11 protein-coding genes are annotated in these 14,954 nt (G+C 36.8%); 4 read left to right on the forward strand and 7 right to left on the reverse strand.

Features of this window, described 5'->3' with window-relative positions; all coding sequences use genetic code 11:
* The 3 genes from F6K23_RS06180 to F6K23_RS06190 form a co-directional block, all read right to left on the reverse strand.
* A partial coding sequence (locus F6K23_RS06180; RefSeq protein WP_293152090.1) for a Calx-beta domain-containing protein occupies positions 1-2,873 on the reverse strand: 2,873 nt, incomplete at its 3' end.
* Between the two features lie 409 nt (positions 2,874-3,282).
* Positions 3,283-4,176 carry an alpha/beta fold hydrolase gene (locus tag F6K23_RS06185; RefSeq protein WP_293152093.1) on the reverse strand — a complete coding sequence of 298 codons (894 nt, stop codon included), beginning with the start codon at positions 4,174-4,176 and terminating at the stop codon, positions 3,283-3,285.
* Positions 4,177-4,529: 353 nt separating this feature from the next.
* The gene (locus F6K23_RS06190; RefSeq protein ID WP_293152096.1) at positions 4,530-5,099 is read right to left on the reverse strand and encodes a hypothetical protein; all 570 of its coding nucleotides are present in this window, start codon (positions 5,097-5,099) and stop codon (positions 4,530-4,532) included.
* Between the two features lie 635 nt (positions 5,100-5,734).
* Between F6K23_RS06190 and F6K23_RS06195 the strand changes: the two genes are divergently transcribed.
* Positions 5,735-6,937, forward strand: coding sequence for a ferrochelatase (locus F6K23_RS06195; RefSeq protein WP_293152099.1), 1,203 nt, complete (start codon positions 5,735-5,737; stop codon positions 6,935-6,937).
* A gap of 234 nt (positions 6,938-7,171) precedes the next feature.
* Here the strand turns inward: F6K23_RS06195 and F6K23_RS06200 are convergent, their stop codons facing one another.
* From F6K23_RS06200 to F6K23_RS06210, 3 genes are all read right to left on the reverse strand, one after another.
* On the reverse strand, positions 7,172-8,191 hold the full coding sequence (locus F6K23_RS06200; RefSeq protein ID WP_293152102.1) for a threo-3-hydroxy-L-aspartate ammonia-lyase: 1,020 nt from the start codon (positions 8,189-8,191) through the stop codon (positions 7,172-7,174).
* A 1,204-nt stretch (positions 8,192-9,395) separates the two neighbouring features.
* Positions 9,396-9,593 (reverse strand): isopentenyl pyrophosphate isomerase, encoded by a 198-nt coding sequence (locus tag F6K23_RS06205; protein WP_293152105.1) that lies wholly within the window; start codon positions 9,591-9,593, stop codon positions 9,396-9,398.
* A gap of 40 nt (positions 9,594-9,633) precedes the next feature.
* Positions 9,634-10,155: a pentapeptide repeat-containing protein gene (locus F6K23_RS06210; protein ID WP_124147832.1), complete on the reverse strand. Its 522-nt coding sequence runs from the start codon at positions 10,153-10,155 to the stop codon at positions 9,634-9,636.
* A 55-nt stretch (positions 10,156-10,210) separates the two neighbouring features.
* On the opposite strand from F6K23_RS06210, the gene F6K23_RS06215 reads away from it, so the two are divergent.
* The 3 genes from F6K23_RS06215 (at position 10,211) to F6K23_RS06225 (ending at position 10,834) form a co-directional block, all read left to right on the forward strand.
* Entirely contained in the window at positions 10,211-10,378 is a 168-nt protein-coding gene (locus F6K23_RS06215) for a pentapeptide repeat-containing protein (protein ID WP_293152237.1), read from the forward strand.
* Positions 10,362-10,547: a hypothetical protein gene (locus F6K23_RS06220; protein ID WP_293152112.1), complete on the forward strand. Its 186-nt coding sequence runs from the start codon at positions 10,362-10,364 to the stop codon at positions 10,545-10,547. Before F6K23_RS06215 ends, F6K23_RS06220 begins: the two co-directional genes overlap by 17 nt.
* 131 nt (positions 10,548-10,678) lie before the next feature.
* Positions 10,679-10,834 (forward strand): Rid family hydrolase, encoded by a 156-nt coding sequence (locus tag F6K23_RS06225; protein WP_293152240.1) that lies wholly within the window; start codon positions 10,679-10,681, stop codon positions 10,832-10,834.
* Positions 10,835-11,482: 648 nt separating this feature from the next.
* Here the strand turns inward: F6K23_RS06225 and F6K23_RS06230 are convergent.
* Positions 11,483-14,326, reverse strand: coding sequence for a tetratricopeptide repeat protein (locus F6K23_RS06230; protein ID WP_293152115.1), 2,844 nt, complete (start codon positions 14,324-14,326; stop codon positions 11,483-11,485).
* Positions 14,327-14,954: the final 628 nt, after the last annotated feature.

Here is a 14,954-nt window from a genome sequence, read left to right on the forward strand (position 1 = left end):
TCAAAAGTCACATCTGTTGTTGCTGCTTGGTCTAAACTAACAGTAAAGGTTGCAGTTTCTCCTTCCGTAACTGTTGCAGCATCAGCAATAGAAATGTTGGGAAGAGGTGCTTCATCATTATCCTGAATTGTACCTACGGCAGTGCCATCCGCAATAGTTGCTCCATTAGCATTAGAAAGGGTGACATTGAAGGTCTCGTCTGCTTCGGCAATTTCTGAATCATCAGTAGTTTCAACGGAGATTGTAGTTTGAGTTTCTCCTGCGGGAATTGTTGCTGTAGCTGAATTAGGAGTGTAATCTGCGTCTGCAGTTGCCTCCTCATCGCTGGTAGCAAATTCAAAAGTCACATCTGTTGTTGCTGCTTGGTCTAAACTAACAGTAAAGGTTGCAGTTTCTCCTTCCGTAACTGTTGCAGCATCAGCAATAGAAATGTTGGGAAGAGGTGCTTCATCATTATCCTGAATTGTACCTACGGCAGTGCCATCCGCAATAGTTGCTCCATTAGCATTAGAAAGGGTGACATTGAAGGTCTCGTCTGCTTCGGCAATTTCTGAATCATCAGTAGTTTCAACGGAGATTGTAGTTTGAGTTTCTCCTGCGGGAATTGTTGCTGTAGAAGAATTAGGAGTGTAATCTTCCTCCGCAGTTGCCTCCTCATCGCTGGTAGCAAATTCAAAAGTCACATCTTCTGTTGCAGGTTGGTCTAAACTAACAGTAAAGGTTGCAGTATTTCCTTCCGTAACAGTTGCAGCATCAGCAATAGAAATATTGGGAAGAGGTGCAGTATCATTGTCCTGAATTGTACCGACTCCAGTTCCGTCCCCAATAACTATATCAGAAGTAGGATTAGAAAGGGTGACATTAAAAGTTTCGTCCCCTTCAATCTCTGAATCATCAGTTGTTTGAACGGAAATTGTAGCTTGAGTCTCTCCTGCGGGAATAGTTGCAGTTCCAGAAATTGCCGTGTAATCCTCATCCTGGATTGCCGAGTTATCGCTAGTTGTGAAATCAACCGTAACATCGCTGTCAGTTGGAATATTCAGAGAAACAGTAAACTCTGCGGTTTGTCCTTCTGTAACTGTTACGTTATTAATAGAGAAGGTAGGGGTAAGTTCATCATCAACAATGGTTAACGTTACTGGACTACCACCTATAGTAGCTGTTCCAGGAGCAGTTGGGTTGCTGAGAGTGACAATTACCTGTTCGTTTGGTTCATCCACTTCATCGCCCAACACATCTAAGCTAACAGTAGCTTCACTTGCTCCAGGGGCAAAAGTAATCGTATTACCTGTAAGAGAAATACCCTCACCACTGAGGACTACATTATTAAAATCAGTACCTAATGTGGCATTACCAGAGGTAGCGAAATTTACACTTCCTGTAACTGAACTATCTCCGAATCGAGTGATGGTAAATTCAACTGGGGTAATTTCTGGGTTGCCGTCTTCATCTAGATCGCCTTCCGAGACGCTTCTGGACTGAGGAGCGATAACAAAATTTGTCACCGACTCACCCGCAACCACGATATCCCCTCCATTTTCCTCTAGAGGTATAAAGTTATCATCGGGAGTATCATTTATGCCAGGAAGCGAAATCGTGCTATTTTCACCATTAGCTATAGCATTGAGAGTGCCATCTAAAATTGTGGTGAAATTGACCAGGTTAAGTGTACCGTCGTTGAGAGCTTGGAATTGGTTATCGCCAATAGCAGTAGTTAAACCTGGTAAGTTAAGGTCGCTAGCGTCTACAGTAATATCGACTTCGGTAATATTAGTGAGGTTGCCAATATTAATAATACCTTCACCAGTTGATTCAATCAAAGAATCATCAAAAGCATCATCAATGAACTCATTGAGGTTCGACAAATTAACCAAACTATCACTGCCATTAGCTCGAATCTCAGTTGCTCCACTGGGAATAGAAGTTACTCCACTTAGGTCAACTTCTCCACCATTCAAAGAATTTATATTGCGATGAACAAAACTACTGCCACCAGGCAAACTTGTCAGGGATGATAGGTCAATTTTACTGCCTGTTCCATCCGCTTCAATAAATGTATCACTTTCATCTCCGCTCTGATAGTTAGTCAAACCAGGCAAACTAATTGACCCACCATTAGTCGCATACAAACTGCCTCCAATTATCTCAGTGATGTTGCCAAGATTAATCATACTTCCATCAACAGCGGACAAACTGCCGTTGGTAATATTAGTGAGGTTGCCAATATTAATAATACCTTCACCAGTTGATTCAATCAAAGAATCATCAAAAGCATCATCAATGAACTCATTGAGGTTCGACAAATTAACCAAACTATCACTGCCATTAGCTCGAATCTCAGTTGCTCCACTGGGAATAGAAGTTACTCCACTTAGGTCAACTTCTCCACCATTCAAAGAATTTATATTGCGATGAACAAAACTACTGCCACCAGGCAAACTTGTCAGGGATGATAGGTCAATTTTACTTCCTGTTCCATCCGCTTCAATAAATGTATCACTTTCATCTCCGCTCTGATAGTTAGTCAAACCAGGCAAACTAATTGACCCACCATTAGCAGCAAACAAACTTGCCCCATCAATATTACTCGCACCATTTACCAAAACTGACGCCGTAGCTCCATCCGCTGTCAAACTCACACCTGAACCTAAAGTCAAACCATTAGTAATATTCAGCGCACCGTCAATTACTCTCAAATTCTCGGAACTATTGATGCTATTAACATTAACTGAACCATCAACTTGAATCGTCCGGTTCCCTTCGACATTAATTACTACATCATCCGTAGAACCTGGAATTGTATTATTTTCCCAGTTGGTCTCGTCAAACCAGGAACTTCCGTCACCATTTCCTGTCCAGTTAATTACAGCCATTTCGTTTCCTCACAATTAACTTGATTGAAAAAAAATATTGCTTGTTGGTATGAAGAAAACTCAAAGCACGAGCGCTTTATTAAACGCCTAAAAAGCTATCAAAAAAGTATTGCAAACCGATTCGCCTAAAAATTTAATTCTCTGTCTCTTGGCTTTCCTTATCTTGACCCACCATTCCTAAAACTTTGGCCTTGAGAAATTTATAGTTTCTAGCTTCCACATATTAATTCCACATATTAAAACGATAATATTTCTCCTTTGATGAAGTAAATACTTTCTTTAGAATTAGAAGTTGTTTGTAAATAATTATAAAGTTTAAGGGGAATTTGATACTGAATTTAGCCCCCCAATTTTGGGGGATTTAGGGGGCTTGGATGTAGCAAATAGGACTTCTCAGACAACCTCTCAACTAAGCCAAAAAATTTGTCACTCTTTGTAAGTAATTTTCCCGGTCTTCTAACATAGGAAAATGAGCTGTATTTGGCATAATAGTTAACTCTATTTTTTCATTTAATTCTGCTGCTTGCTTACCCATTTCTGCGGGAATAATTTGGTCATATTCGCCAGCTACTAATAAAGTAGGTACTGTAAATTTTTTAAATTGTTCTGGCAACCATTCTGTGGCTTCTTTACTTACGGAAGTTAAAACTGTGCCATAGGCAGCATCAAAATCTGCTAATAAGAAGTCTTCTAAAAATGTACGACTAATACTATCTGGCAGAGACTTATATAAAAATCTTGCCATAAATATGCGGCTCATAAATGGAATTTGTACTAGCCATTTGGGGCGAAACATGACTACATAACGACTAAATTTATGAAAGGTTGTAAATGTTTTTTCATCATATTCAAAAATACCGCTACAAGTTAAGATTGCTTTTTCTATTCTCTCTGGATACATATTCAAAAATAAGGCAGCAATAGAACCTCCCATAGAATGAGCATTAATATAAACTTTCTCTAAATTTAAAGCATCAAGTAACATTGCTAAATCTTCTGCATAACCGACTAATTCATATTTTTCTGTAGGATTTTTTGATGATTTTAAAAGAGTTTTTTCCTCAGTAGTAGAAGGTTGAGGTAAACATGAACGTCCAAATCCTCGTAAGTCATAAATTAAACAATCAAACTGACTAGAAAGTTCCTTAGCAGTACTTTCCCAATATCTACCAGAACCTCCCCATCCATGGAGAAATACCATTACTGGTTTGGATTTTTCTGTGGAATTTGATGTCTTTATCCATTCATAGTAATGTTCAACGCCATTGATATTTATATAAGATGTTTTTTCTGTTGTTTTCACCCTAAATTGCTCCTATAAAAAATACTTTATTCTTATAAGCATTCAGCCGTCAGCTATCAGCCATCAGCTATTAACTTAATTGTCCTTGAGGGAGGAATCAGAGTTGAAAGATGTAACAGAATTAAAAGTACGAAATAAATTATCTACTTGCTCGCAACTCAATATTACTCGAATCCTCAAACTACTAATTCAGGAAAGCTGACCACTCATGTCTGAATGCTTACTTATTCTTTGCCTTGATTAGGCGATCGTTAAATACTTTACAGCAGTTTTCATTTCAGTAGACCACAGTAAGGGCGAATGGCCATTCGCCCCTACAGGTTTTTAATGATGAAAGAGATATCTATTATTTATTACTTGGAAAATTCTTGATACTGTTCCAAAATTTGACTAATAAATTCCTTAACTGTTGCTGGTGAAGCTGTTTCTAATTGGTCACTGTTTTGATGCAACCACCAACCTCTAGTAGTTTGGGGCGATCGCCAGATTTCCAAATGTTCTACAGATGGATGGGCATAAAAACTTTCATCCACAGTCCCCAAGAGTCCCCAACTCCAATGTGTAAAATAGTCGTGACTCACCTTATATATAGGAAAGTTTCCTTCTACAGGCATTCCCCACCCATCAATAGCAACAAAGGCTTTGACTTGTCCACCCCGCAGTTGCCAACCCCAAGCTGCTCCCACTGCTCCTACTACTCCGGCACTAAAGGCAATGAATATTAATGGCACATTTTTAGTTAATTGTTTTTTTATACATAAAAAGTTCAAAATGTCAATAGCAGAATAGGGAGAATAATCTTGAGTGGGACAAATTAACAACTCTCCAGATTGAGAGAGACTTTGCCAATGGATAAATAATCCCTCCAAGAATTGCTCAGTTAATTTTGGGTCGTGCATTCCAGGGCAAATTACTATAGTCATCTTGAAGAAGGAAGAAGGAAGAAGGAAGAATTGAAGAAGGAGACAGGAGACAGGAGACAGGAGACAGGAGACAGAAGGGAAATTATATGGGGATTCTAACCCCAAGTAATTTTGAACACCGCGGGTGACGGTGGGGTATTAAACCCATAAAGAAAACGATAAGAAGGTTCAAAAATAACTTCTGATATCATGTTCGGGCGGGTCAGTTATAAAAAAACATTACCCTTTTAACCTTTTCTTCCCTCCTGCCTCCTGCCTCCTGCCTCCTGCCTTCAAACCTCGCGCATTGTAAGTATTTAACCGGACATGATATGACTTCTGACTTCGTTAAATGTCCCAAGCAAACCTTCAATATTTTATATAATCTCAAGATTGTAGTACCCATCCCCCCGGAGGGGAGTGTTAAACTAACACCAGAGTGAAATTACTTACTACTACTGTTGCACAGAAACCAATAGTTGTAGGGGCGGGTTCGAGAAAAATGTTGGTTTTTTTCAATCATATTTCAATCAAACCTATTCTCAAAAAAAGGATTTTTATACTTGTTTTTTTGACAGGGTATAAACCAATAAATTGTTTCTGTTGTACATTCTTGTATCAAGTTAATTAATATTTCTAAAATCAAGGGAAAAAACGTGGTTACTACTCCAGAAAAAATTCAACAATCAACAGTTACTCCATCGGATAAAAAAGACAGAGTAGCAGTTTTATTAATGGGATATGGTGAAGTAGAAAGTTATGAAGATTTTGCTAATTATAATGAACAAGCTTTAAATTTACTTACTGCTAAATTTGCTCCTGTTCCTACCTGGATATACCCTCCCATTGCCAAATTATTAGCTATTTTTGACTTGCATGAATGGAGTCATCAACATGGCAATTTTATCTCTCCTCATAATGCTATTTTTGAAAGTCAAAGAGCTGGAATTGAAAAAAATCTCCAAGCAAAATGGGGCGATCGTATCAAAGTTTTCAAAGCTTTTAACTTCTGCGCTCCCCATTTACCAGGACAAGTATTAACACAAATTAAAGCTGAAGGATTTGATAAATTATTGATTTATCCTTTGCTGGTAGTTGATTCTATTTTTACCAGTGGAATTGCTGTTGAACAAGTTAATAAAGCCCTAGTAAAATTAGCAGATAAGACCGAACATTGGATTAAAGGTCAACGTTATATTCCTTCCTTTTATAACGAACCTGATTATATTGATTTAATGGCAAAAATGGTAGAAGAAGAAATTGCTAATGACTTAGCAGTTGCTCATTTACCATCTCAAATTGGCATTGTTTTAACTAATCATGGTTGTCCTCACGAAGCTAAAGGTTTTACTTCTGGAATTGATGAAAGTCAGGCACTTTATGAATTAGTGCGGGAACGTTTAATTAATCGTTTTCCTTTAATTTCTGTAGGTTGGTTAAACCACGATACTCCACTAATTGAATGGACTCAACCAGATGCGAAAACTGCTGCGAAAAACCTCATAGAATTAGGTGCAACAGCTATTATATTTATGCCTATTGGTTTTGCCACAGAAAATCACGAAACATTATTAGATGTTGAGCATATTATTGAAGCAATACGTCGCAAATATCCAGAAGTAACTTATCGTCAAATGCGTTGTGTCAATGATCGCCCAGAATTTTTGAAGATGGCTGCTGATTGGGCTAACCTTTATATTGAGGAGTTGTTGAGTGAAAATGCTTTAGCTGTTAATCCTTCTTTAGCAGTGGCACAAGCGAAGAAAACTCATAGTCATAGTCACGGTGGGGAACATGGACATTCCCACGGTCATCATCACCATCACGACCACGATCATGGTCACCATCATCATCATTAGGAAGAATTTTAGGAGTCAGAATTCAGGAGTCAGAATTCAACAGGAAAATTCTGTATGAGCTAAGATTAATAAATTGGTTTAATATCAATTACAAATTATCAGATTAGTTGATTTTCAATTAGTGGCAGGTTTGAACTTCTGACTTCTTCTTCAAATAATTAATTTTCTAATATTCAACTTTTTAAAACCTCTCTTTTTTAAAGGGGGGTTTGCTTTCTCTGCAAAACTTTCATTTCAAAACTTTTTAGACCATTCTTTAGCTTCAATCCTATTAAACAATTCTCCCACCTGTTTTAAATCCACATTTCCTCCACTAATAATTACTCCAACTCTCACACCAGAAACTTTAACAATACCTTCTAATAAAGCTGCTGCTGCCAATGTTCCAGTGGGTTCTATTACTAATTTCATTCTCTCCCATATCAAATACATTGTTCTTAAAATTTCTTCCTCTGAAACTGTCACCATATCATCAACATAATTCAAAATTAATGGGAAATTTAACTTGCCTAAATAAGGTGTTCTAGCACCATCAGCAATAGTATTAGGATTAGATACAGTTTGTAGAATTTTAGAATAAAAAGACCGAGTTGCATCATCCGCATTTTTCGGTTCCACGCCAATAACTCGACAGTTTTTTAAGAGATTTTTAGTGGCGATCGCGCAACCAGAAAGTAAACCACCTCCACCACAACATACTAATAGTAAATCTAAACTTCCTACTTCTTCAATTAATTCTAAAGCAGTTGTACCTTGTCCTGCAATAATATCACAATGATCATAAGGAGGAATAATTATAAAACCTTTTTCTTGAGCAATTTTTTGAGCTAGTTTTTCTCTATTTATTTCATTTACATCATAGAAAATTATCTCTGCTCCATAACCACGAGTAGCCGTTTTTTTTACTTGTGGAGCGTTGTCGGGCATAACTATAGTTGTGGGAATATTTAATAATTTTCCTGCTAAGGCGATCGCTTGAGCATGATTTCCTGAAGAGTAGGTTAAGACTCCCGATTGTTTTTGAGTTTCTGATAGTTGAGATAGAGCATTGTAAGCTCCTCTAAACTTAAATGAACCTGTACGTTGAAAATTTTCACACTTGAAAAATACTTGACAGTTAGTTAGTTGATTTACAGTTTTTGAAGTTATTACAGGCGTGCGATTAGCCACCGACAATAAACGATTAGCTGCGGCGGTAATATTATTGTAATTAACTACAAAATGATCGGCAGATTTTGAGGAATAAATAGACATATTTTCAGAAAATATTCAACAATTATAGCAGAATGAAGAATAAAGAAGGAAGAAGGAAAAATCTGGCGTTATCTAAGTTTTAAGCTTTTTATCTGTCAAATATAGTAATGGCAATTCCTATAACAATTATCATTCATAATTATATCATGTCCGGTTGAATAGTTATAAATAAAAATGGAGGAGTAATGAGTAATGAGTTATGAGTTATGAGTTATGAGTTATGAGTTATGAGTTATGAGTTATGAGGAGGGAATTTTAAGCTATAAATGAAGAGAAAGTTTTTTTATCACGCTCTTATCCGGACATGATATTACTTCTCCTTAAAATTAGAGGATTGACTAAAATGATTTTTTTATTCTTGATGCGTAGAAGCTTTCAAGCTTAATTATTTGGTAAAAAGAAAAAACAAACAAATAAATTTTAGGTTGGGGAGAGGAATAGGGGATTCTCACAAAGCCTATAATATCAAATTATTTAACCATTCATTACACTATAAACAATTCACTATCTCCAGACCTCAGAGCTGATTTATAAAGTAAATCTTGAGAGGATAAATGCTTTACAGTGTAAGGGTTTGACACTATCTAAGCCCCTAGGGCATAATTTTCCACAAACCCATGCTAGAAAGGAATTTCAACTCAGTCTATAAATCAGCTCTCATACCAAACTAATTAATCATAATTTGAAGTAATTTTATATTAAGAGTTTGAAGTTTTATTCTTCAACCAAACTTCAACAATTAAGATTATTTGGCAGTCCTGCAACGGTAATGATATTAGACATCTCCTCCACCCATAGGCAGTAGGCAGCTTTGCTGTAGGCAGTAGGGAACCCACCCCTCGCCCCTCCTGGGAGGGGGAGGGGGAAAGAATTGATAATTTATGTGTGAGAATTGATTTGATTTTCGATTTTTACCGAATTATTAATTATTAATTATTAATTATTAAATAATTCAGGTTTAAAGCCTCCCCTTTTAAGGGGAAAAAAGCGGTCGATCTTCGCAGCTTCCCGAAGGGTGGGATGGCGAGGTCTCCTCGCCATATCCAATCGACCAAGAGAAGAAATAATATCTCCTTATATTCAATCAAGAACGGTTTTAACCAGAGGTAATTATCAATTATCAATTATCCATTATCCATTAATGAACAGATGTCTATTGATAAAACTTGGGACAAATTACCTAATGATGTCAACTGTTATTACCTCAGTTCCAATTAAAAGAAAGCGGTTGATCTTCGGAGCTTCCCGTAGAGTGGGATGGCGAGGAGACTTCCCCATATCCAATCGACCAAGAGAGAGGATGTATTTCGGTTTCTTTCCTACTCACAGTTTTTTCCGCTCCCCATCTCCCCATCTCCCCATTTCCCCATCTCCCCATTTCCCCATCTCCCCATTTCCCCATCTCCCCATTTCCCTCTACCATGAGTATGCAGCACTACCCATTATTTTTGGTCTCCCAGACATTGAACTCGTGCTTGAGATAAAATGGGTCTAGGCTGAAATGACTCTAAACCACGGCCATCATAAATAGTTGCTCCATCAGGCATTTTTGCTCCTTCTAATATTACCCCTTCTGTTAAAGCACCCTCGAAAATAGCACCACTTAAATCAGTCTTGCTGAGGTCAGCACCTCTGAGGTCAACTCCACGGAGATTAGCATCTACTAAATTAGACCATTGGAGGTTAGTATTTTGCAGGTTAGCATCAGCTAAGTCAGCACAAGTAAAGTAAGAACCACTAAAATTGCTTTTGCTTAAGTCGGCATTTGTTAAGTTAGCTTGTCTAAGTTTTGCACCTCGTCGTCTGATATTACTAAGGTCAGCTCCACTAAGGTCACATCCTTGACAAACTGCTGATGGATTATCTAAAAATCTTCGGATATCATTGGCATTTTCTGCTAGAATTGGCGTAGTTAATCCGGCAATTGTTAAAAGGGTAATAGTAATAATTTTTGGCAGTTTCATAGTCTTTAATTTTTATCGATATTTATATCTATTATATATTATATAGTGATGTGGCATTGGCTCAGACCTTACTAATGCAAACTTTAAAAAAGCTTCTCTCAAAGAAGTAAATTTAGAAAGGGCAAATTTACAAGGAGCAAATTTGATCGGAGCTGACTTAGAAGGAGCTAATCTGATTAAAGCCAATTTATCTGGTGCTAAAACTTATGGGTGGAAAGTATAAAGATGCAGACTTTACTGATACCATAATGCCGAATGATGAAGAATTTACCAAAGCAGAAACACCAAGCGATAACCAACAAAAAATAGAAACAATAACACCTAACCTAGTAGAAAGGCAAAATAATCAAAACCGACAAAGCACCCGAAGCAGTTATATCATGTCCGGATAAGAGCGTGATAAAAAAACTTTCTCTTCAATTTATAGCTTAAAATTCCCTCCTCATAACTCATTACTCATAACTCATAACTCATTACTCATTACTCCTCCATTTTTATTTATAACTATTCAACCGGACATGATATTAGTCCATATAATCAAGCGATCGCTACCACAGGTCAAATGATTTTTGTATCAGGTCAAATAGCGATCGACACTAGAATCAATCAAATAGTCTATACCGACGATGTAAGTAAACAAACAGAACAAGTAATATCAAATCCGGTTAATTGGACATAAAAAAAATCTTCAATGTTTATCTTTGTAATTCTTTCTCCTCCTGACTCGGTCCTCCTGACTCGGTCCTCCTGACTCCTCCTAACTTAACCATTCTATGGCTGTTTAACCGGATTTGATATGACTGCTGAGAAAGGTCAAATGTAGGAGCTATATAGTATAAATACTTACCAAGTTACGGATTTTTCTACTACTTTTAATGTTACAAATTGAAGTGCGGAATGTGAGTTTTAATTAGGGTTTGCTGATTAAATATCAAAGTATTGACTGGTATTAGTTTGAGCAATTTTAGGTCTGGAGGGGGTGCGAGGTTTTAGGTGGTAATGGTTCAAAAATTCAGGATTTTGGTCAAGAGTTGGGCAGAACAATCTTGGGGCAAAACTTAGCTCCTACCTCCTCCAAATTCCCATTTCTCCTGTCTCCTGTCTCCTGTCTCCTGTCTCCTACCCTCACCCATAAGACTTATGAGCGCAAACCCTAATTAGCGATCAAAAACTTTCTTCTCGTCTTCCTTCTTGACTCCTGATATCATGTCCGGTAGCATAGTTTGTGTATAAAATTAAATCAAAATTGCCAGAAATCCTTCTGCCTTCCCTTCACCAAGGTGTAAGTATTCAAGCGGACATGATATTACTCCTGAGTGCAAACAACCTATCGCCAAACCCTAATACAACCATCACCGTCCCCACTCACCAAAAAATCTCCTTCAGGAGAAATTGCTACAGCTAAAACACCCAAAGCATGACCAGTCAAAGTACCCATTTCCAGACCCGTACTCAACTGCCATATTTTAATCATATTATCCGCACCCCCACTCAGCAAAGTATCATCTGGCGAAACTGCTAAACACCAAATACTTTTGGAATGCCCAGTCAAAGTAGCTACTTCCAGACCCGTACTCAACTGCCATAACTTAATAGTGTTGTCATCACTGCCACTCACCAATATTTCACCGTCAGTACTAAACGCAACTGCGCTCACATAACCAGAATGCCCCCTGAGAGTTTTAATTTCTTGCCCTGTAGCTAAATGCCAAATCTTAATAGTATTGTCACCACTGCCACTTGCCAACATCTGCCCATCATTGCTAAACGCCACAGACCAAACCCTCTGAGAATGACCAGTGAGAGTATGAAGTTCGTTACCCGTACTCACCTGCCACAACTTAATTTGGTTATCGTCGCCACCACTAGCTAATATCTGCCCATTGGGACTAAATGCTAAGGACTCAATATCATTGGAATGCCCGCGCAAAGTACGAATTTTTTTGCCTGTACTCAACTGCCATAGTTTGATAGTGCGGTCGTAACTGCCACTAGCTAATATTTTGCCATTAGAGTTAAATGCCACTGACTCCACATCGTCGGAATGTTCTGTAAAAGTAGAAATTTCTTCTCCAGTACTCAACTGCCACAACTTAACAGTATCATCATAACTACCACTAGCTAATATTTGCCCGTCTGGACTGATGGCAAGACAACTTACTCCTTCTGAATGTGCCTGAAATTCATTAGTTACAACAAAATTTTCTAGTTTATTTTCCCGTTGTTTTGGTGTTTGTTGAACAGGAGGAGATACTGGTTTTGTTTCTTCTTGTTTTTGGCGTTTTATTTCTGCAACAACTCCCTGGACAATGCCTAAATTTCGCCGAGCATCTTTACAGTCTGGTCGTAGTTTTAATGCTTGTTGATAGTCAGCGATCGCCTGTTCATATTGCCCTAATTGATTAAAGGCATCACCTCGTTTATTATAGGCATCTACCCAATTTTCATTTATCTGTAATGCCTGGGTAAAATCATTAATTGCTGCTTGTTCTTGACCGATTTCTGCATAAACAAAACCACGATTATAATAGGCTTCAACCCAATTTTTATTCAGTTTTATTGCTTGATCAAAATCACTAATAGCCCCTAAATAATCTTCATCTTTAAAATTACTTACTGCTCGTTTGTAGCAAATTTTCATTATATTTAACTGCCTAGTTTCACCAATGGCTGCTAAACATTGATTTAATTTATTTACATATTCCAAATCTTCTGCTTTTACTACAGATTCTATTGCCTCCAATAGCAAAATTAATTCTTCTGGAACTGACGACAAACCCCGTGACTTTAACCAATATTTCAAGGAATTTACAATCTGTGTCATTGCCCAAACTTTATTTTGTAAATTTGCCAAACTTTGAGCTAAATCTAAAGTCAATTCTGGTATCCAAGCAGAACGCTGAATTTCCAGAGCTTGATAAATTTTTTGATAATATAAAATCACCGATTCCATCATCTCATCAACTTCTGGAGATTCTGGTAAATTTTTAATTAAATCGGGTAATAATTCTGGCAAAATAGGAGGGAGATTATATTCAACTAAAAAATATTCATCTGCTACTAAACCTGCAAATATACAATGATAAATACTTAAAAATTTCCCTAGTTCCTCAAAATCTTTTTGATTGACAATGTAGTTCATATCTAACTCACTAATGTCAATTCCTGCCTTTCTAAATTTTTGCTCCCGCTGTAATTTTTTGATGTTGATTAAATTATTACCACCATAAAGTTCATCAATTTTTTTAGTTTTTTCTCCAGTAGCAATTAACTGAGCTCTAATAGCCAGCCATCGACGCGCTCGCAGTTTTGCAGATTCATATAAAATATCTTGATATGGCAATTTAGAAATAACTGGATCGTAACGATATTTCGACCAACCTAAACTCCAATAAGCAATTCTAAAGTTGAGATAATTGCCATTAACTTCTGATTCTAAAACTAAAGTTGGCTGAGATTTTAATACAGCAAATAAAGCTTTAATACTGGCTTCACTATGAAAAGATTTACTTACCCAAGCTCCTGCTAAAAAGTCTATTTCTCTGCCACGAGTTGTATAATTTCTGAAAAATTGTCGCAAACCTTCTCCTAAAGTTAATTCTAGGTCAGGGAAAAAATCAGAAGAATTATTCGCTGCTTCAAATTTATCAAATATCAGTTTTGGCGGAGCAAAAAAAACTCTTAGGGGCATAATTTTTTCCCCTGGATGAGAGTTGAGAATGTCAGTAGCAACTAACCAAATGGGAGAATTTTCTAATCTTTTTTGTTCTTCTACTACTTGTAGAAAAGTTTCCCGTTGATAGGTAACTAATTCTCGTTGGAGTTCATAGTTTTGTTTTAATAGTTCTATTTGAATTATTTTTTCTTGTTCTAATAGCCATCGTTGAAAATCTATATTGGTTTGGAGTTTGGCATTTTCGGCAAGTTGAATAAATGCTTGTAATTCTTGGGTATTAGCTTGACTAAGTTCTGGCCAATCAAAGTTATCTATATTTTGGATATATTGCAGTTTAAGTTGTTCTAGTTCAATATTTTTTTCTAGCTTTGCTATTGCTGAATTTTCTGTAGTAACTATAGTTGTAGATATGACATCTTTTTTGGCATGGGGAGTGACAAATTTAGCTGCCGCTGCCACGGCCTTACTGACTGTTGTTAAAAATTTTAATACCATTTTTTTTTCAGGGAATCGGGAATAGGGAATAGAAAAAAGTACTTATATTACTTATATCATATCTGGTTGAATACTGATAACTAAACGACGTAGGAGTCAGGAGGGAAAAAGAAGAAGAAAGAAAGAAGAAGGAAAAGGAGAAAGTTTTTTGATCACTAATTATCCGGACATAATATTATTTAGGAAGTAGGGAATAAAGATTCATTAATGGATAATTGATAATGTATAATTGATAATTACCTCTCCCTTTTAGGGAGAGGATTGACAAATAAGGAAAAAATTTATTCTCTTGGTTGATTGGATATGTCGCAGGAAACCTGCGCCATCCCACCCAACGGGGAAGCTGCGAAGATCGACCGCTTTTTTCCCCTTTAAAGGGGAGGCGGAATTAGCCGAATTGTTTAATTATTTAATTATTTAATTATTAATTATTCAGTAAAAAAAATACATCAATATTTGATAACAAACAAATCAATTTTACTGCTTCAATATAAACAATAATAAATGCGTTATTATATCAAATATGTTTAATTCGGTATAAAAAAAAATCATATTCACCCGTTAACAAATATTTCTAAATTCTCTTCCTTTCTGACTCCTGACTCCTGACTCCTAATTAACTATCTAA

This window comes from Okeania sp. SIO2C9 (genome assembly GCF_010672455.1).
Lineage (GTDB): Bacteria > Cyanobacteriota > Cyanobacteriia > Cyanobacteriales > Microcoleaceae > Okeania.

Bases quoted from the DNA above. Each gene is read 5' to 3' on its own strand.
- F6K23_RS06200 (WP_293152102.1), bottom strand. From the start codon at position 8,191: ATGTCTATTTATTCCTCAAAATCTGCCGATCATTTTGTAGTTAATTAC.
- F6K23_RS06205 (WP_293152105.1), bottom strand. From the start codon at position 9,593: ATGGGGAAATGGGGAGATGGGGAAATGGGGAGATGGGGAAATGGGGAG.
- F6K23_RS06190 (WP_293152096.1), bottom strand. From the start codon at position 5,099: ATGACTATAGTAATTTGCCCTGGAATGCACGACCCAAAATTAACTGAG.
- F6K23_RS06220 (WP_293152112.1), top strand. From the start codon at position 10,362: ATGGGTGGAAAGTATAAAGATGCAGACTTTACTGATACCATAATGCCG.
- F6K23_RS06230 (WP_293152115.1), bottom strand. From the start codon at position 14,326: ATGGTATTAAAATTTTTAACAACAGTCAGTAAGGCCGTGGCAGCGGCA.
- F6K23_RS06210 (WP_124147832.1), bottom strand. From the start codon at position 10,155: ATGAAACTGCCAAAAATTATTACTATTACCCTTTTAACAATTGCCGGA.